Origin of the sequence: Pseudomonas sp. Sample_11, from assembly GCF_004307505.1 — a bacterium.
Classification (GTDB): domain Bacteria; phylum Pseudomonadota; class Gammaproteobacteria; order Pseudomonadales; family Pseudomonadaceae; genus Aquipseudomonas; species Aquipseudomonas atacamensis.
In genome coordinates this window covers 22,923-39,709 of record NZ_RCOD01000068.1, presented here as the reverse complement: position 1 = coordinate 39,709, position 16,787 = coordinate 22,923, and the positions used below count along the sequence as shown (strand labels likewise).

Below are 16,787 nucleotides of genomic sequence, written 5' to 3'. Positions count from 1 at the left end.
TAATTTTGCGAGGGCTTTATGGCTCGTACTACTCCGATTAGCCGCTACCGTAACATCGGTATCGTCGCTCACGTGGATGCTGGTAAAACCACCACCACCGAGCGCGTACTGTTTTACACCGGCAAAAGTCACAAAATGGGCGAGGTGCATGATGGCGCCGCGACCACAGACTGGATGGTTCAGGAGCAGGAGCGTGGTATTACCATTACTTCTGCTGCCATTACCGCCTTCTGGAAAGGTTCCGAGAAGCAGTACTCTCACGAGCACCGTTTCAACGTAATCGATACCCCGGGCCACGTTGACTTCACCATTGAAGTTGAGCGTTCCCTGCGCGTACTCGACGGCGCTGTCGTTGTGTTCTGCGGTACTTCGGGTGTTGAGCCGCAGTCGGAAACCGTATGGCGTCAAGCCAACAAATACGGCGTTCCACGTCTTGTTTACGTAAACAAGATGGACCGTGCCGGCGCCAACTTCCTGCGCGTGATCGGTCAGATCAAGCAGCGTCTGGGTCACACTCCGGTGCCGATCCAGTTGGCCATCGGTTCCGAAGACAACTTCCAGGGTCAGATCGATCTGATCAACATGCAAGCTGTCTACTGGAACGACTCCGACAAAGGTATGGTCCCTGTTCGCAAGGACATTCCTGCCGAGCTGCAAGAGCTGGCTGAAGAGTGGCGCAACAATATGGTTGAAGCTGCTGCCGAAGCCAACGAAGAGCTGATGAACAAGTACCTGGAAGGCGAAGAGCTGTCGATCGAAGAGATCAAGGCTGCTTTGCGTCAGCGTACTATCGCCGGCGAAATCGTTCTGGCCGTTTGCGGTTCTTCGTTCAAGAACAAGGGTGTTCCCCTGGTTCTCGACGCCGTTATCGACTACCTGCCTGCTCCGACCGACATTCCTGCTATCAAGGGTTCCAACCCTGATAACGAGGAAGAAGAGATGGAGCGTCATGCAGACGACAACGAGCCTTTCGCGGCTCTGGCGTTCAAGATCGCTACCGACCCATTCGTGGGTACTCTGACCTTCGTCCGCGTTTACTCGGGCGTGTTGAACTCCGGCGACGGCGTGATCAACTCGGTCAAAGGCAAGAAAGAGCGCGTGGGTCGTATGGTGCAAATGCACGCAAACGCCCGTGAAGAGATCAAGGAAGTACGCGCTGGTGACATCGCGGCCCTGATCGGCATGAAGGACGTCACCACTGGTGAAACCCTCTGCAACGCTGACAAGCCAATCATCCTGGTTCGCATGGACTTCCCGGAGCCGGTTATTTCGGTTGCCGTAGAGCCTAAGACCAAGGATGACCAGGAAAAAATGGGTATCGCTCTGGGCAAACTCGCTCAGGAAGACCCGTCTTTCCGCGTTAAAACTGATGAAGAGACTGGTCAGACGATCATCTCCGGCATGGGCGAGCTGCACCTGGACATCCTGGTTGACCGGATGCGCCGTGAGTTCAACGTCGAAGCCAACATCGGCAAGCCTCAGGTTTCGTATCGTGAGCGCATCACGAAGAACTGTGAAATCGAAGGCAAGTTCGTTCGTCAGTCCGGTGGTCGCGGCCAGTTCGGTCACTGCTGGATCCGTTTTGCTCCTGCTGACGAAGGTCAGGAAGGTCTGCAATTCGTGAACGAAGTTGTAGGTGGTGTGGTTCCTAAGGAATACATCCCGGCTATCCAGAAGGGTATCGAAGAGCAGATGAAGAACGGCGTTGTTGCCGGCTATCCGCTGATCGGCCTGAAGGCTACCGTGTTCGATGGTTCTTACCACGACGTCGACTCCAACGAGATGGCGTTTAAAGTGGCTGCTTCCATGGCGACCAAGCAACTGGCCCAGAAGGGTGGTGGTGAGTTGCTCGAGCCGATCATGGCGGTAGAGGTTGTTACGCCTGAAGACTATATGGGTGATGTGATGGGCGACCTTAACCGTCGTCGCGGCATGATTCTGGGTATGGAAGACACGGTTTCCGGTAAGGTTATCCGTGCTGAAGTTCCGTTGGGTGAAATGTTCGGTTATGCGACCGACGTTCGTTCGATGTCCCAGGGTCGCGCAAGCTACTCTATGGAATTCAAAAAATACAATACGGCTCCGTCGCACATCGTCGAAACCGTTACCAAAAAACAAGGCTGATTCAGTCCTTTAGGCAAGGAGTTAATTGTCGTGGCTAAAGAAAAATTTGATCGTTCCCTACCGCACGTCAACGTTGGCACCATTGGTCACGTTGACCACGGTAAAACCACTCTGACTGCTGCTCTGACTCGCGTCTGCTCCGAAGTTTTCGGTTCGGCCGTCGTTGAATTCGACAAGATCGACAGCGCACCAGAAGAAAAAGCTCGCGGTATCACCATCAACACCGCGCACGTTGAGTACAACTCGAAGATCCGTCACTACGCTCACGTTGACTGCCCAGGTCACGCTGACTACGTGAAGAACATGATCACCGGTGCTGCCCAGATGGACGGCGCGATCCTGGTTTGCTCGGCCGCTGATGGTCCGATGCCACAAACCCGTGAGCACATCCTGCTGTCCCGTCAGGTAGGCGTTCCGTACATCGTGGTCTTCCTGAACAAGGCTGACCTGGTAGACGACGCTGAGCTGCTGGAACTGGTTGAGATGGAAGTTCGTGACCTGCTGTCGACCTACGACTTCCCAGGCGACGACACTCCGATCATCATCGGTTCGGCTCGTATGGCGCTGGAAGGCAAAGACGACAACGAAATGGGCACCACTGCCGTTCGTAAACTGGTTGAAACTCTGGATACCTACATCCCAGAACCAGTTCGTATGATCGACAAGCCATTCCTGATGCCAATCGAAGACGTGTTCTCGATCTCGGGTCGCGGTACTGTTGTGACTGGTCGTATCGAGCGCGGTATCGTTCGCGTTCAGGATGCTCTGGAAATCGTTGGTCTGCGTGACACCACCACCACCACCTGCACCGGTGTTGAGATGTTCCGCAAGCTGCTCGACGAAGGTCGTGCTGGCGAGAACTGCGGCGTTCTGCTGCGTGGTACCAAGCGTGACGACGTTGAGCGTGGCCAGGTTCTGGTCAAGCCAGGTTCGGTCAAGCCGCACACCAAGTTCACCGCAGAAGTTTACGTTCTGAGCAAGGAAGAAGGCGGTCGTCACACTCCGTTCTTCAAAGGCTACCGTCCACAGTTCTACTTCCGTACTACTGACGTGACTGGTAACTGCGAGCTGCCAGAAGGCGTTGAAATGGTAATGCCAGGTGACAACATTCAGATGACTGTTACCCTGATCAAAACCATCGCGATGGAAGACGGTCTGCGTTTCGCTATCCGTGAAGGCGGTCGTACCGTCGGCGCTGGCGTCGTAGCCAAAATCATCGAGTAAGACTTTTAAAGTCAGCTTGATGGATTGAAAAAGCCCCCGCTCAGCGGGGGCTTTTTTATTGGGTTGACACCTATCGGGGGCGTCTATAGAATTGCGCCTCCTTTTAACGGGCGTATTGCGCCCGGTGGGAATAGCAGCCGGAGTCTGAAATCCAATGCAAAATCAGCAAATCCGTATCAGGTTGAAGGCTTTTGACCATCGCCTGATCGACCAATCAACCCAGGAAATCGTGGAAACCGCGAAACGTACTGGTGCTCAAGTGCGTGGTCCAATTCCACTGCCTACCCGTAAAGAGCGGTTCACCGTTCTGGTTTCCCCGCATGTCAACAAAGACGCGCGTGACCAGTACGAGATCCGCACTCATAAGCGTGTTCTGGACATCGTCCAGCCAACGGATAAAACCGTTGATGCGCTGATGAAGCTTGATCTTGCGGCCGGTGTGGAAGTGCAGATCAGCCTCGGCTAAGACTCGGTCTTGGTCGTGTAACGCTCTGAAATGGGCGGCCATAGCGGGTGAAAGCCCCGTACACTCATGAGGTTTACAACATGACTATTGGTGTAGTCGGTCGTAAATGCGGTATGACCCGTATTTTCACCGAAGAAGGTGTCTCCATTCCGGTCACGGTCATTGAGATCGAGCCGAATCGCGTCACCCAGTTCAAAACTGAAGAGACCGATGGCTATCGTGCAGTGCAAGTCACTGTCGGCGAGCGTCGCGCTTCGCGTGTAACAGCAGCTCAGGCTGGCCACTTCGCTAAAGCGAACGTTGCCGCTGGTCGCACCACCATGGAATTCCGCCTTGAAGAAGGCGAGTACCAGGCTGGCGATCTGATCAACGCTGAAATCTTCGCCGCTGGTCAACTGGTTGATGTAACCGGTCAGTCCAAGGGTAAAGGCTTCCAGGGTACGATCAAGCGTTGGAATTTCCGCGGGCAAGATAACACCCACGGTAACTCCGTATCCCACCGCGTCCCAGGCTCTATCGGCCAGTGCCAGACTCCTGGTCGTGTATTCAAGGGCAAAAAAATGTCCGGTCATATGGGCGCTGAGCGCGTGACCGTGCAGTCCCTGGAAGTAGTGCGCGTGGACGCTGAACGCAATCTGTTGTTGGTCAAGGGTGCTGTTCCTGGCGCTACTGGCGGCAACCTGGTTGTACGTCCAGCAGCCAAGGCTCGCGGTTAAGGGGAAGCTGACATGCAATTAAATGTAAATGACGCTCAAGCGATCGAAGTTTCCGAACTGACATTTGGCGGCGAATTCAACGAGACGCTGGTTCACCAAGCAGTCGTGGCCTACATGGCCGGCGGCCGTCAAGGTAGCAAGCAGCAGAAGACCCGTTCCGACGTTCGTGGTGGCGGCAAGCGCCCATGGCGTCAGAAAGGTACTGGCCGTGCTCGTGCCGGTACTATCCGTAGCCCAATCTGGCGTGGCGGCGGTACCACTTTCGCAGCTCGTCCACAGGATCATTCCCAGAAGCTGAACAAGAAGATGTATCGCGCAGCAATGCGTTCCATCCTTGCTGAGCTGGTGCGTACTGATCGTCTGGTCGTGGTTCAGGATTTCGCTGTTGAAACTCCGAAAACCAAAGATCTGCTGGGCAAACTGAACAACATGAGCCTGACCGACGTTCTGATCGTGTCGGACGCTGTTGATCAGAACCTGTACCTGGCTGCTCGCAACCTGCCGCACGTAGATGTACGTGATGTGCAAGGTTCCGATCCAGTTAGTCTGATCGCATACGACAAGGTGTTGATCACCGTGTCGGCCGTGAAGAAATTCGAGGAGCTGCTGGGATGAACCAGGAACGCGTATTTAAAGTTCTGCTTGGCCCGCACGTTTCCGAGAAGGCTACGGTTCTGGCAGACAAGAAAGGCCAGTTCGTTTTCAAGGTTGCTACTGATGCAACCAAGCTGGAAATCAAGAAGGCCGTCGAAAGCCTGTTCAGCGTGAAAGTAGAGCGCGTCACTACCCTGAACGTTCTGGGTAAGAGCAAGCGCACTGCTCGCGGTCTGGGCAAGCGTAATGACTGGAAGAAGGCAGTTATCTCCCTTCAGCCAGGCCAAGATCTCGATTTCAGCAGCAGTGCTGAGTAAGGAAGGGGTGCATCATGGCAATCGTTAAATGCAAACCGACTTCCCCTGGCCGCCGTTTTGTGGTCAAGGTGGTCAACCAGGAGCTGCATAAAGGCGCTCCTCACGCACCGCTGCTCGAGAAAAAATCGAAGTCTGGTGGTCGTAACAACAATGGCCGTATTACCACTCGTCACATCGGTGGTGGTCATAAGCAGCATTACCGTATGGTCGATTTCCGTCGCAACGACAAAGATGGCATCGTCGCCACTGTCGAGCGTATCGAATACGATCCAAACCGTACTGCTCACATCGCACTGCTTTGCTACGCAGACGGCGAGCGCCGCTACATCATCGCCCCTAAAGGCGTGAGTGCTGGCGACCAGCTGATCGCAGGTGCTCTGGCTCCAATCAAGCCGGGCAACGCTCTGCAACTGCGCAACATTCCAGTCGGTTCTACCGTACACGGCATCGAATTGAAGCCAGGTAAAGGTGCACAGATCGCTCGTTCCGCTGGTGCTTCGGCTCAGCTGATCGCTCGTGAAGGTGTCTACGTGACCCTGCGTCTGCGTTCCGGTGAAATGCGTAAAGTCCTGGCTGAATGCCGTGCGACCCTGGGTGAAGTCTCGAACTCCGAGCACAGCCTGCGTTCGCTGGGTAAAGCTGGTGCCAAACGCTGGCGTGGCGTTCGCCCAACCGTTCGTGGTGTTGCCATGAACCCGGTTGACCACCCACATGGTGGTGGTGAAGGTCGTACCTCTGGTGGTCGTCATCCGGTATCGCCATGGGGCTTCCCGACTAAGGGCGCGAAGACTCGTGGTAATAAGCGTACCGACAAAATGATCGTCCGTCGTCGCAAGTAAATAGAGGGATACGACAGTGCCACGTTCTCTGAAAAAAGGTCCTTTTATTGATCTTCACCTACTGAAGAAGATCGAAGTGGCGGCGGAAAAGAACGATCGCAAACCAATTAAAACCTGGTCGCGTCGTTCGATGATCCTGCCACAAATGGTCGGTCTGACCATCGCAGTACACAACGGTCGTCAGCACGTCCCAGTTCTCGTTAACGAAGACATGGTCGGCCACAAACTGGGCGAGTTCGCCGGTACCCGCAACTATCGCGGGCACGTGGCTGACAAGAAAGCCAAGCGTTAAGGGGTAAGGAAATGGAAGTAGCCGCTAAGTTGTCGGGCGCTCGAATCTCCGCCCAGAAAGCCCGCTTGGTCGCCGACCAGATCCGCGGGAAGAAGGTGGGCGAAGCGCTCAACCTGTTGGCTTTCAGCAGTAAGAAAGCCGCCGAGATCATGAAGAAAGTGCTGGAGTCGGCCGTAGCCAACGCCGAGCATAACGAAGGCGCAGACGTTGATGACCTGAAGGTCAGCACCGTTTTCGTCAACGAAGGGCGTTCGCTGAAGCGCATCATGCCACGTGCCAAAGGCCGTGCTGATCGCATCGTCAAGCGGTCTTGCCATATCACTGTCAAGGTTGCTGACAAGTAACGGAGTCGAAGAGATGGGTCAGAAAGTACATCCCATTGGCATTCGCCTGGGAATCGTCAAGGAGCACACCTCCGTCTGGTACGCAGACGGTCGGACTTATGCGGACTACTTGTTCGCAGATCTGAAAGTGCGTGAGTATCTCCAAGACAAACTAAAAAGCGCGTCCGTAAGCCGTATCGATATCCATCGTCCGGCCCAAACTGCACGCATCACCATCCACACCGCTCGTCCAGGTATCGTTATCGGGAAGAAAGGTGAAGATGTTGAGAAACTGCGTCAGGACCTGACCAAGCAAATGGGTGTGCCTGTGCACATCAATATCGAAGAGATCCGCAAGCCGGAGCTCGACGGTATGCTGGTTGCGCAGAGCGTAGCTCAGCAGCTGGAGCGTCGTGTAATGTTCCGTCGCGCTATGAAGCGCGCTGTTCAGAACGCCATGCGCATTGGTGCCAAAGGCATCAAAATCCAAGTGAGCGGTCGTCTCGGCGGTGCTGAAATCGCACGTACTGAATGGTATCGCGAAGGTCGTGTGCCACTGCACACCCTGCGTGCCGACATCGACTATGCCAACTACGAAGCTCACACCACTTACGGTGTGATCGGTGTAAAGGTTTGGATCTTCAAAGGCGAAGTTATTGGTGGTCGCCAAGAAGAACTGAAACCACAAGCACCAGCGCCTCGTAAAAAAGCTGCTAAGTAAGGGGTACGCCAAATGTTGCAACCAAAGCGTACGAAGTTCCGCAAGCAGATGACCGGCCACAACCGTGGTCTGGCACTGCGCGGTAGCAAAGTCAGCTTCGGCGAGTTCGCGCTGAAGTCTGTTGCTCGTGGTCGTCTCACCGCTCGTCAGATCGAGTCAGCGCGTCGTGCTCTGACCCGTCACGTAAAACGTGGCGGCAAGATCTGGATCCGTGTATTCCCGGACAAGCCGATCTCCAAGAAACCTCTCGAGGTTCGTATGGGTAAAGGTAAGGGTAACGTGGAGTACTGGGTTGCCCAGATTCAGCCAGGCAAAGTCCTGTATGAAATCGAGGGTGTTTCTGAAGAGCTGGCGCGTGAGGCTTTCGCCCTGGCTGCTGCAAAGCTGCCGCTCGCCACCTCCTTTGTTAAACGGACGGTGATGTGATGAAAGCGAATGAACTTCGTGAAAAATCCGCACAGCAGCTGAACGAGCAACTGCTCGGCTTGCTGCGCGACCAGTTCAATCTGCGCATGCAGAAAGCAACTGGCCAGTTGGGGCAGTCTCATCTGCTCTCGCAAGTTAAGCGTGACATCGCTCGCGTGAAGACTGTGCTCAACCAGCAGGCAGGTAAGTGATCATGGCTGAAGCCGAAAAAACTGTCCGTACGCTGACTGGCCGTGTTGTCAGCGACAAGATGGACAAAACCATCACCGTTCTGATCGAGCGTCGCGTAAAGCACCCGATCTACGGTAAATACGTTAAGCGTTCGACTAAGCTGCACGCGCACGACGAAACCAATCAGTGCCACATCGGCGACAAAGTCACTATTCGTGAAACTCGTCCGATGGCCAAGACCAAGTCTTGGGCGCTGGTTGATGTTCTCGAACGCGCTGTGGAAGTCTAAGGGCTAGGGGTCGGAGAAATTATATGATTCAGACTCAATCCATGCTCGATGTGGCCGATAACAGCGGCGCTCGCCGTGTTATGTGCATCAAGGTGCTGGGTGGCTCCCATCGTCGTTACGCTGGTATCGGTGACATCATCAAAGTTACCGTGAAGGAAGCAATTCCTCGCGGTAAGGTGAAAAAAGGCCAAGTGATGACTGCTGTTGTAGTCCGCACTCGTCACGGCGTACGTCGTGCTGATGGCTCCATTATCCGCTTTGATGGCAACGCTGCTGTTCTTCTGAACAACAAGCAAGAGCCGATCGGCACCCGTATCTTTGGGCCAGTGACCCGTGAACTTCGTACTGAGAAGTTCATGAAGATCGTCTCGCTCGCCCCAGAAGTGCTGTAAGGAGATCCGACATGCAAAAGATTCGTCGTGACGACGAGATCATCGTGATCGCCGGCAAAGACAAAGGTAAGCGCGGTAAGGTGCTGAAGGTTCTTGCTGACAACCGTCTGGTTGTTGGTGGTCTGAACCTAGTCAAGCGTCATACCAAGCCTAACCCGATGTCGGGCGTACAGGGCGGTATCGTCGAGAAAGAAGCGCCACTGCACGCTTCCAACGTCGCCATCTTCAACGGCGAAACCAACAAGGCTGACCGCGTTGGTTTCAAAGTAGAAGACGGTAAGAAAATTCGTGTCTTCAAGTCGACCCAAAAAGCGGTTGATGCTTGAACACTGCTAGGTAGAAGACCATGGCACGACTAAAAGAGATTTACCGGAAGGAAATCGCTCCGAAACTTAAGGAAGAACTTAAGCTTTCGAACGTGATGGAAGTTCCGCGCGTTACCAAAATCACCCTGAACATGGGTCTGGGCGAAGCGATCGGCGATAAAAAAGTCATCGAGAACGCTGTTGCTGACCTGGAAAAGATCACCGGCCAGAAAGTCGTTGTGACCTACGCTCGTAAATCCATCGCTGGCTTCAAAGTCCGCGAAGGATGGCCGATCGGCGTCAAAGTGACCCTGCGCCGTGAGCGTATGTACGAGTTCCTGGATCGTCTGCTGTCGATCTCCCTGCCTCGGGTTCGCGACTTCCGCGGCCTGAATGCCAAGTCCTTCGATGGTCGTGGCAACTACAGCATGGGCGTGAAAGAGCAGATCATCTTCCCGGAAATCGACTACGACAAGATCGATGCTCTCCGCGGTCTGGACATTACCCTGACCACCACTGCCAAGAACGATGATGAAGGCCGCGCTCTGCTGCGTGCTTTCAAATTCCCGTTCCGCAACTGATTGGAGTAGGAAAATGGCCAAGAAGAGCATGAAGAACCGTGAGCTGAAGCGTCAGCTCACCGTTGCCAAGTACGCCACCAAGCGTGCAGCGCTGAAAGCTATCATCGTCGATCTGAACGCAAGTCCAGAAGCGCGTTGGGAAGCTACCGTAGCTCTGCAGAAGCAACCACGTGACGCAAGCGCTTCGCGCATGCGTAACCGTTGCCGCCTGACTGGTCGTCCGCACGGCGTGTACCGCAAGTTCGGCCTCGGCCGTAACATGCTGCGTCAAGCTGCAATGCGTGGTGACGTGCCAGGTCTGGTTAAAGCCAGCTGGTAATAGTTGTCAAAGTCTCGGTGTTCGGGTTCGCAAGAACCTGACCATCGGTGGCCTTGAATCTGAATCAAGCCCCTTTTGGGGCTTGATTCATTTCTGGGGTGTGTCTAGAATGACCGGCTCGCCTGAGCCCGTGTTTTTCTGCCCGGAAGTTCTCGGCGACAAGTAGTAGCCGCAAGGCTAATTTTTTTGTATTAGGAGCGTCTAGCCCATGAGTATGCAGGACCCGTTAGCGGACATGCTAACTCGAATCCGTAATGCCCAGATGGCTGAAAAGTCTGTCGTAAGCATGCCGTCTTCCACGTTGAAGGCAGCTGTAGCAAAAGTCCTGAAGGACGAAGGTTACATCGCGGATTTTCAGATCACCACCGACGCCAAGCCGTCGCTGTCCATCTCGCTGAAGTACTTCGAAGGCCGTCCGGTTATCGAAGAAGTGAAGCGCGTTAGTCGTCCAGGCCTGCGTCAGTACAAGTCCGTTGAAGATCTGCCGAAAGTTCGTGGCGGTCTTGGCGTGTCTATCGTCTCCACCAACAAAGGTGTGATGACGGATCGTGCTGCGCGCGCTGCCGGTGTCGGCGGCGAAGTTCTTTGCACTGTGTTCTAAGGGGGGATAAGCATGTCTCGCGTCGCTAAGAACCCCGTTAAGCTGCCAGCCGGTGTCGAAGTCAAATTCGCAGGCCAACAGCTTTCGGTGAAGGGTGCCAAGGGTACTCTTGAACTGAACATCCATTCGTCCGTTGAGATCGTTGAAGAAGCTGGTGAGCTGCGTTTCGCTGCTCGCAATGGCGATCAACAAACTCGCGCAATGGCCGGTACCACGCGTGCGTTGGTAAACAACATGGTCCAGGGCGTAAGCCAAGGCTTCGAGCGCAAGCTCCAGCTGGTCGGTGTTGGTTACAAAGCGCAAGCAAAAGGTCAGGTTCTGAACCTGGCTCTTGGCTTCTCGCACCCAGTGGATTACGAACTGCCGGAAGGCATCACCGCTGAGACTCCTAGCCAGACCGATATCCTGATCAAGGGCATCGACAAGCAGCTGGTAGGTCAAGTGGCCGCCGAGATCCGCGACTTCCGTCCACCAGAGCCATACAAAGGCAAAGGTGTGCGCTACGCGGACGAAGTCGTCCGTCGTAAAGAAGCCAAGAAGAAGTAGGGCATAGCAAATGACCGACAAAAAAGTTACTCGACTGCGTCGCGCTCGCAAAGCACGCCTGAAAATGCACGAACTCGAAGTCGTGCGTCTCTGCGTGTTCCGCTCGTCGCAGCACATCTACGCCCAGGTCATCTCGGCCGACGGCAACAAAGTCCTGGCAAGTGCCTCGACTTTGGATAAAGAACTGCGTGATGGTGCCACTGGCAACATCGACGCGGCCACAAAGGTTGGCCAGCTGGTCGCTACGCGTGCTAAGGCCGCTGGCGTATCGCAAGTGGCTTTCGACCGCTCTGGCTTCAAGTACCACGGCCGCGTTAAAGCGCTGGCTGATGCTGCTCGTGAAGCTGGGCTGGAGTTCTAAGTTATGTCAAATAACGACCAAAAGCGCGACGAAGGCTACATCGAGAAGCTGGTTCAAGTTAACCGCGTAGCCAAAACCGTTAAAGGCGGCCGTATCTTCACTTTCACCGCGTTGACCGTGGTTGGTGATGGTAAAGGGCGTGTTGGCTTCGGCCGTGGCAAGTCGCGTGAAGTGCCTGCTGCGATCCAGAAGGCAATGGAAGCTGCTCGCCGCAACATGATTCAAGTTGACCTGAACGGCACCACTCTGCAGTACGCAATGAAGTCCGCTCACGGCGCTTCGAAGGTGTACATGCAGCCTGCTTCTGAAGGTACCGGTATCATCGCTGGCGGCGCTATGCGTGCTGTCCTCGAAGTTGCTGGCGTTCAGAACGTTCTGGCCAAGTGCTACGGCTCGACTAACCCGGTAAACGTGGTTCACGCCACTTTCAAGGGTCTGAAGGCTATGCAGTCTCCTGAGTCCATCGCTGCCAAGCGTGGCCTGCGTGTTGAGGAGATCAAGTAATCATGGCTACCGTTAAAGTTACGCTGATCAAAAGCATGACCGGCCGCATCCCTAACCACAAACTGTGCGTTAAGGGTCTGGGTCTGCGTCGCATCGGTCACACTGTAGAAGTCCAGGATACTCCCGAGAATCGCGGGATGATCAACAAGGCTTACTACATGCTGCGTGTCGAGGGTTAATCGATGAAACTCAATGATCTGAGTCCAGCGCCGGGTTCCCGTCGCGAAAAGCATCGTCCGGGCCGTGGTATCGGTAGTGGTTTGGGCAAGACTGGTGGCCGTGGTCACAAAGGTCAGACCTCCCGCTCCGGTGGCACCATCGCTCCAGGCTTTGAAGGCGGTCAACAGCCGCTGCATCGTCGCCTGCCTAAGTTCGGTTTCGTTTCCCTGAAAGCCATGGATCGCGCAGAAGTGCGTTTGTCCGAGCTGGCCAAAGTGGAAGGCGACATCGTTACTGTGCAGTCCCTGAAAGATGCCAACGTGATCAACGTCAACGTACAGCGTGTGAAAATCATGCTGTCCGGTGAAGTGACTCGCGCTGTCACTATCGGCAAGGGAATCGGCGCCACCAAAGGTGCGCGTGCGGCTATCGAAGCAGCTGGCGGCAAGTTCGAGGAATAAATGGCTAAGCAAGGTGCTCTCTCTGCGCTCGGCAAAGGCGGTATGTCTGAACTCTGGGCTCGTCTGCGTTTTCTGTTCCTGGCGATTATCGTCTACCGAATAGGCGCACACATCCCGGTTCCAGGTATCAACCCGGACCGACTCGCAGACCTGTTTCGACAGAATGAGGGGACCATTCTTAGCTTGTTCAACATGTTCTCCGGCGGCGCGCTGGAACGGATGAGCATCTTTGCACTGGGGATCATGCCGTACATTTCGGCATCGATCATCATGCAACTGATGACCGCCGTCAGCCCGCAGCTGGAGCAGTTGAAGAAGGAAGGTGAAGCTGGCCGTCGCAAGATTAGCCAGTACACCCGCTACCTCACCGTCGCTCTCGCTCTGGTCCAGGCTATTGGCATGTCCATTGGTCTGGCGGGGCAGGGCGTCGCGTTCACTGGTGACTTTGGCTTCCATTTCGTCGCGGTAACCACATTTGTGGCTGGTGCGATGTTCATGATGTGGCTGGGTGAGCAGATTACTGAGCGTGGTGTTGGCAACGGTATCTCGATGTTGATTTTTTCGGGTATCGTCGCCGGTCTTCCGAGAGCAATCGGGCAGTCTTTCGAGTCTGCGCGTCAGGGTGATATCAACATCTTCGCCCTGGTTGCCATCGGTTTGCTGGCAGTAGCGATTATCGGTTTCGTGGTTTTCATTGAGCGTGGCCAGCGTCGTATCGCTGTTCACTACGCCAAGCGTCAGCAGGGCCGCAAGGTTTTTGCTGCGCAGACAAGCCACTTGCCGCTGAAGGTGAACATGGCCGGTGTTATTCCGGCTATTTTCGCGAGCAGCATCTTGCTGTTTCCGGCTTCGTTGGGTGCCTGGTTCGGTCAGTCTGAAGGTATGGGCTGGTTGCAGGACATCTCGCAGTCGATCGCTCCTGGTCAGCCGTTGAATATTCTGCTGTTTAGTGCAGGGATTATTTTCTTCTGCTTCTTCTATACGGCGTTGATGTTCAATCCGAAAGACGTAGCGGAAAACCTGAAGAAGTCCGGTGCCTTTATTCCGGGCATTCGTCCAGGTGAGCAGTCTGCGCGCTATATTGATGGCGTTCTGACCCGCTTGACCCTGTTCGGTGCTCTTTACATGACGGCCGTGTGCCTGTTGCCCCAATTCCTGGTGGTTGCAGCAAACGTTCCGTTCTACCTTGGCGGGACCTCGTTGCTGATCGTGGTCGTGGTTGTGATGGACTTCATGTCCCAAGTACAATCGCACCTCGTTTCGCACCAGTACGAATCCCTGATGAAGAAAGCCAACCTGAAGGGTTACGGCAGCGGCATGTTGCGCTGAGTACCCATAAGGTTCGAGGAGTTGGTGATGAAAGTTCGTGCATCGGTGAAAAAGCTGTGCCGTAACTGCAAGATTATTCGCCGCGAAGGTGTTGTTCGAGTAATTTGCAGCGCGGAACCGCGTCACAAACAGCGCCAAGGCTGAGTGTGATTGTGCTTCAAGCCCGGTAGCTAGTGCGCTACCGGGTTGATTATTTGTTATTACAGCGATATTATCTCGCGCCCTATTTCTTGGCTTCCGGGGCGTAGGTAGCTGTCAATTGGAGTCCCACTGAATGGCCCGTATTGCAGGCGTTAACATTCCAGATAACAAGCATACTGTTATCTCGCTGACCTACATCTATGGTGTTGGTCGCACTACTGCGCAGAAGATCTGTGCAGTGACTGGGGTAAACCCAGCAGCAAAGATCAAAGATCTGAGCGACGAGCAAATTGAACAGCTGCGTGGCGAAGTGGCGAAGTTCACCACTGAAGGTGACCTGCGTCGCGAAATCAACATGAAAATCAAGCGCTTGATGGACCTCGGTTGCTATCGCGGTCTGCGTCATCGTCGTGGTCTGCCAGTACGCGGTCAGCGTACCAAGACCAACGCGCGTACCCGTAAAGGTCCGCGTAAGCCGATCCGCAAGTAATCGCCCCAGCGAATCGACAGGAATTTAATCATGGCAAAACCTGCTGCTCGTCCTCGTAAAAAAGTTAAAAAGACAGTGGTTGATGGCATCGCCCACATCCATGCATCTTTTAACAACACCATCGTGACCATCACCGACCGTCAAGGTAACGCTCTTTCCTGGGCTACCTCCGGTGGTTCGGGTTTCCGCGGTTCCCGCAAGTCCACCCCGTTCGCTGCTCAAGTAGCTGCTGAGCGTGCTGGTCAAGCTGCGCTGGAATACGGCCTGAAAAACCTCGACGTAAACGTCAAGGGTCCAGGTCCAGGTCGTGAATCCGCAGTCCGCGCTTTGAACGGCTGTGGCTACAAGATCGCCAGCATCACCGACGTGACGCCAATCCCGCACAACGGGTGCCGTCCGCCGAAGAAGCGCCGCGTGTAATCCAGGAGATTGTAAAGAATGGCTCGTTACATTGGTCCAAAATGCAAACTCGCTCGTCGCGAAGGCACCGATCTCTTCCTGAAGAGCGGCGTGCGCGCGATCGAATCGAAGTGCAACATTGAAGCAGCACCTGGTATCCACGGCCAGCGCCGCGGTCGCCAGTCCGACTACGGCACCCAACTGCGTGAAAAGCAGAAGGTCCGTCGTATCTACGGCGTTCTCGAGCGTCAGTTCAGCGGCTACTACAAAGAAGCTGCTGGCAAGAAAGGTGCAACCGGTGAAAACCTGCTGCAACTGCTCGAATGCCGTCTGGACAACGTTGTATACCGTATGGGCTTTGGTTCGACTCGTGCCGAATCCCGTCAACTGGTATCGCACAAGTCGATCAGCGTTAACGGTCAGACCGTAAACGTTCCGTCGTATCAGGTTCGTGCTGGTGACGTGGTTGCAGTTCGCGAGAAAGCAAAAAACCAGCTTCGCATTGTCCAAGCTCTCGATCTGTGTGCCCAACGTGGCCGCGTAGAATGGGTAGAAGTAGACACTGAGAAGAAGTCGGGCGTTTTCAAGAACGTTCCTGCTCGCAGTGATCTGTCCGCCGACATCAACGAAAGCCTGATTGTCGAGCTCTACTCCAAGTAAGGGCTAGAAAATAGGTGCATCCATGCAGATTTCGGTAAATGAGTTCCTGACACCCCGCCACATTGATGTGCAGGTTGTCAGTCCAACCCGCGCCAAGATCACTCTCGAGCCTCTCGAGCGTGGTTTTGGCCACACCCTGGGCAACGCGCTGCGCCGCATCCTGTTGTCCTCAATGCCCGGCTGCGCAGTAGTCGAGGCCGAGATTGACGGTGTGCTCCACGAGTACAGCGCCATCGAAGGTGTACAGGAAGACGTAATTGAAATCCTGTTGAACCTTAAAGGTCTGGCCATCAAGCTGCACGGTCGTGACGAAGTTACGCTGACCTTGTCGAAGAAGGGTTCGGGGGTGGTTACCGCTGCCGATATTCAGCTGGATCATGATGTCGAGATCGTTAATCCCGATCACGTAATCGCTAACCTGGCGTCTAACGGCGCCCTGAACATGAAGCTCACCGTAGCTCGTGGTCGTGGTTATGAACCAGCCGACTCGCGTCAGAGCGATGAAGACGAAAGCCGCAGCATCGGTCGCTTGCAGCTTGACTCTTCGTTCAGCCCGGTTCGCCGTATCGCTTACGTGGTGGAAAACGCCCGTGTCGAACAGCGTACCAACCTGGACAAGCTGGTTATTGATCTGGAAACCAACGGTACCCTGGATCCTGAAGAGGCTATCCGTCGCGCTGCAACCATCCTGCAACAGCAGCTGGCTGCGTTCGTCGACCTCAAAGGTGAAAGTGAGCCGCTGGTTGTCGAGCAGGAAGACGAGATCGATCCGATCCTGCTTCGCCCGGTTGACGATCTGGAACTGACTGTACGTTCGGCTAACTGCCTTAAGGCGGAAAACATCTACTACATCGGCGACCTGATTCAGCGTACCGAAGTAGAGCTGTTGAAGACTCCGAACCTGGGCAAGAAATCCTTGACTGAAATCAAGGACGTTCTGGCCTCCCGCGGTCTGTCCCTCGGCATGCGCCTCGACAACTGGCCGCCTGCAAGTCTTAAGAAGGACGACAAGGCGACTGCCTGATCGTCGTAATCAC

At 54.7% G+C, this 16,787-nt stretch carries 29 protein-coding genes; all 29 read left to right on the top strand.

From position 1 onward, the window contains the following. The first annotated feature begins 18 nt into the window (after positions 1–18). The gene (gene fusA, locus D8U60_RS19165; RefSeq protein WP_130900683.1) at positions 19–2,124 is read left to right on the top strand and encodes an elongation factor G; all 2,106 of its coding nucleotides are present in this window, start codon (positions 19–21) and stop codon (positions 2,122–2,124) included. 30 nt (positions 2,125–2,154) lie between these two features. Then, entirely contained in the window at positions 2,155–3,348 is a 1,194-nt protein-coding gene (gene tuf, locus D8U60_RS19160; protein ID WP_130900682.1) for an elongation factor Tu, read from the top strand. Positions 3,349–3,502: 154 nt separating this feature from the next. Then, complete coding sequence (rpsJ, locus tag D8U60_RS19155) at positions 3,503–3,814, top strand: 30S ribosomal protein S10 (RefSeq protein ID WP_003186070.1); 312 nt, start codon at positions 3,503–3,505, stop codon at positions 3,812–3,814. Positions 3,815–3,894: 80 nt separating this feature from the next. Continuing rightward, a complete protein-coding gene (gene rplC, locus D8U60_RS19150) occupies positions 3,895–4,530 on the top strand; it encodes a 50S ribosomal protein L3 (protein ID WP_003228738.1) in 636 nt (211 codons plus the stop codon). 12 nt (positions 4,531–4,542) lie between these two features. Next, positions 4,543–5,145 carry a 50S ribosomal protein L4 gene (rplD, locus tag D8U60_RS19145; protein ID WP_003228735.1) on the top strand — a complete coding sequence of 201 codons (603 nt, stop codon included), beginning with the start codon at positions 4,543–4,545 and terminating at the stop codon, positions 5,143–5,145. Beyond that, a complete protein-coding gene (gene rplW, locus D8U60_RS19140; protein ID WP_002555488.1) occupies positions 5,142–5,441 on the top strand; it encodes a 50S ribosomal protein L23 in 300 nt (99 codons plus the stop codon). Before rplD ends, rplW begins: the two co-directional genes overlap by 4 nt. 14 nt (positions 5,442–5,455) lie before the next feature. Further along, positions 5,456–6,280 carry a 50S ribosomal protein L2 gene (rplB, locus tag D8U60_RS19135; RefSeq protein ID WP_016772943.1) on the top strand — a complete coding sequence of 275 codons (825 nt, stop codon included), beginning with the start codon at positions 5,456–5,458 and terminating at the stop codon, positions 6,278–6,280. 16 nt (positions 6,281–6,296) lie between these two features. Continuing rightward, complete coding sequence (gene rpsS / locus D8U60_RS19130) at positions 6,297–6,572, top strand: 30S ribosomal protein S19 (RefSeq protein ID WP_011336172.1); 276 nt, start codon at positions 6,297–6,299, stop codon at positions 6,570–6,572. 11 nt (positions 6,573–6,583) lie between these two features. Beyond that, a complete protein-coding gene (rplV, locus tag D8U60_RS19125; protein ID WP_003103908.1) occupies positions 6,584–6,916 on the top strand; it encodes a 50S ribosomal protein L22 in 333 nt (110 codons plus the stop codon). 13 nt (positions 6,917–6,929) lie between these two features. Then, complete coding sequence (rpsC, locus tag D8U60_RS19120; protein WP_003176422.1) at positions 6,930–7,616, top strand: 30S ribosomal protein S3; 687 nt, start codon at positions 6,930–6,932, stop codon at positions 7,614–7,616. Between the two features lie 12 nt (positions 7,617–7,628). Next, positions 7,629–8,042 (top strand): 50S ribosomal protein L16, encoded by a 414-nt coding sequence (gene rplP, locus D8U60_RS19115; RefSeq protein ID WP_003228729.1) that lies wholly within the window; start codon positions 7,629–7,631, stop codon positions 8,040–8,042. Next, on the top strand, positions 8,042–8,233 hold the full coding sequence (gene rpmC / locus D8U60_RS19110; protein ID WP_002555481.1) for a 50S ribosomal protein L29: 192 nt from the start codon (positions 8,042–8,044) through the stop codon (positions 8,231–8,233). The genes rplP and rpmC overlap by 1 nt, the downstream gene beginning before the upstream one ends. Positions 8,234–8,235: 2 nt before the next feature. Further along, positions 8,236–8,502, top strand: a complete 267-nt coding sequence (gene rpsQ / locus D8U60_RS19105; protein WP_003194644.1) for a 30S ribosomal protein S17 — start codon at positions 8,236–8,238, stop codon at positions 8,500–8,502. 23 nt (positions 8,503–8,525) lie between these two features. Further along, positions 8,526–8,894, top strand: coding sequence for a 50S ribosomal protein L14 (rplN, locus tag D8U60_RS19100; RefSeq protein ID WP_002555479.1), 369 nt, complete (start codon positions 8,526–8,528; stop codon positions 8,892–8,894). An 11-nt stretch (positions 8,895–8,905) separates the two neighbouring features. Then, on the top strand, positions 8,906–9,220 hold the full coding sequence (rplX, locus tag D8U60_RS19095) for a 50S ribosomal protein L24 (RefSeq protein ID WP_003186046.1): 315 nt from the start codon (positions 8,906–8,908) through the stop codon (positions 9,218–9,220). 20 nt (positions 9,221–9,240) lie between these two features. Then, on the top strand, positions 9,241–9,780 hold the full coding sequence (rplE, locus tag D8U60_RS19090) for a 50S ribosomal protein L5 (RefSeq protein ID WP_130900681.1): 540 nt from the start codon (positions 9,241–9,243) through the stop codon (positions 9,778–9,780). Positions 9,781–9,793: 13 nt separating this feature from the next. Continuing rightward, positions 9,794–10,099, top strand: coding sequence for a 30S ribosomal protein S14 (gene rpsN / locus D8U60_RS19085; protein ID WP_003186042.1), 306 nt, complete (start codon positions 9,794–9,796; stop codon positions 10,097–10,099). Between the two features lie 208 nt (positions 10,100–10,307). After that, positions 10,308–10,700 (top strand): 30S ribosomal protein S8, encoded by a 393-nt coding sequence (gene rpsH, locus D8U60_RS19080; RefSeq protein ID WP_016772944.1) that lies wholly within the window; start codon positions 10,308–10,310, stop codon positions 10,698–10,700. A 12-nt stretch (positions 10,701–10,712) separates the two neighbouring features. Then, positions 10,713–11,246 (top strand): 50S ribosomal protein L6, encoded by a 534-nt coding sequence (gene rplF / locus D8U60_RS19075; protein ID WP_003228722.1) that lies wholly within the window; start codon positions 10,713–10,715, stop codon positions 11,244–11,246. Positions 11,247–11,256: 10 nt separating this feature from the next. Then, positions 11,257–11,607 (top strand): 50S ribosomal protein L18, encoded by a 351-nt coding sequence (rplR, locus tag D8U60_RS19070; RefSeq protein WP_003186037.1) that lies wholly within the window; start codon positions 11,257–11,259, stop codon positions 11,605–11,607. A gap of 3 nt (positions 11,608–11,610) precedes the next feature. Next, a complete protein-coding gene (gene rpsE, locus D8U60_RS19065; RefSeq protein ID WP_007955637.1) occupies positions 11,611–12,111 on the top strand; it encodes a 30S ribosomal protein S5 in 501 nt (166 codons plus the stop codon). A gap of 2 nt (positions 12,112–12,113) precedes the next feature. Then, positions 12,114–12,290, top strand: coding sequence for a 50S ribosomal protein L30 (rpmD, locus tag D8U60_RS19060; RefSeq protein WP_003176408.1), 177 nt, complete (start codon positions 12,114–12,116; stop codon positions 12,288–12,290). Positions 12,291–12,293: 3 nt separating this feature from the next. Then, positions 12,294–12,731, top strand: a complete 438-nt coding sequence (gene rplO, locus D8U60_RS19055) for a 50S ribosomal protein L15 (protein WP_003228720.1) — start codon at positions 12,294–12,296, stop codon at positions 12,729–12,731. Beyond that, the gene (gene secY, locus D8U60_RS19050) at positions 12,732–14,060 is read left to right on the top strand and encodes a preprotein translocase subunit SecY (protein ID WP_016772945.1); all 1,329 of its coding nucleotides are present in this window, start codon (positions 12,732–12,734) and stop codon (positions 14,058–14,060) included. Between the two features lie 27 nt (positions 14,061–14,087). Next, positions 14,088–14,204: a 50S ribosomal protein L36 gene (gene rpmJ, locus D8U60_RS19045; RefSeq protein ID WP_002555468.1), complete on the top strand. Its 117-nt coding sequence runs from the start codon at positions 14,088–14,090 to the stop codon at positions 14,202–14,204. A gap of 130 nt (positions 14,205–14,334) precedes the next feature. After that, positions 14,335–14,691 carry a 30S ribosomal protein S13 gene (gene rpsM, locus D8U60_RS19040; RefSeq protein WP_003186020.1) on the top strand — a complete coding sequence of 119 codons (357 nt, stop codon included), beginning with the start codon at positions 14,335–14,337 and terminating at the stop codon, positions 14,689–14,691. Between the two features lie 30 nt (positions 14,692–14,721). Continuing rightward, positions 14,722–15,111, top strand: coding sequence for a 30S ribosomal protein S11 (rpsK, locus tag D8U60_RS19035; RefSeq protein WP_002555466.1), 390 nt, complete (start codon positions 14,722–14,724; stop codon positions 15,109–15,111). Positions 15,112–15,129: 18 nt separating this feature from the next. Then, positions 15,130–15,750 (top strand): 30S ribosomal protein S4, encoded by a 621-nt coding sequence (rpsD, locus tag D8U60_RS19030; protein WP_003176404.1) that lies wholly within the window; start codon positions 15,130–15,132, stop codon positions 15,748–15,750. Positions 15,751–15,772: 22 nt separating this feature from the next. Continuing rightward, the gene (gene rpoA / locus D8U60_RS19025; protein ID WP_016772946.1) at positions 15,773–16,774 is read left to right on the top strand and encodes a DNA-directed RNA polymerase subunit alpha; all 1,002 of its coding nucleotides are present in this window, start codon (positions 15,773–15,775) and stop codon (positions 16,772–16,774) included. Positions 16,775–16,787: the final 13 nt, after the last annotated feature.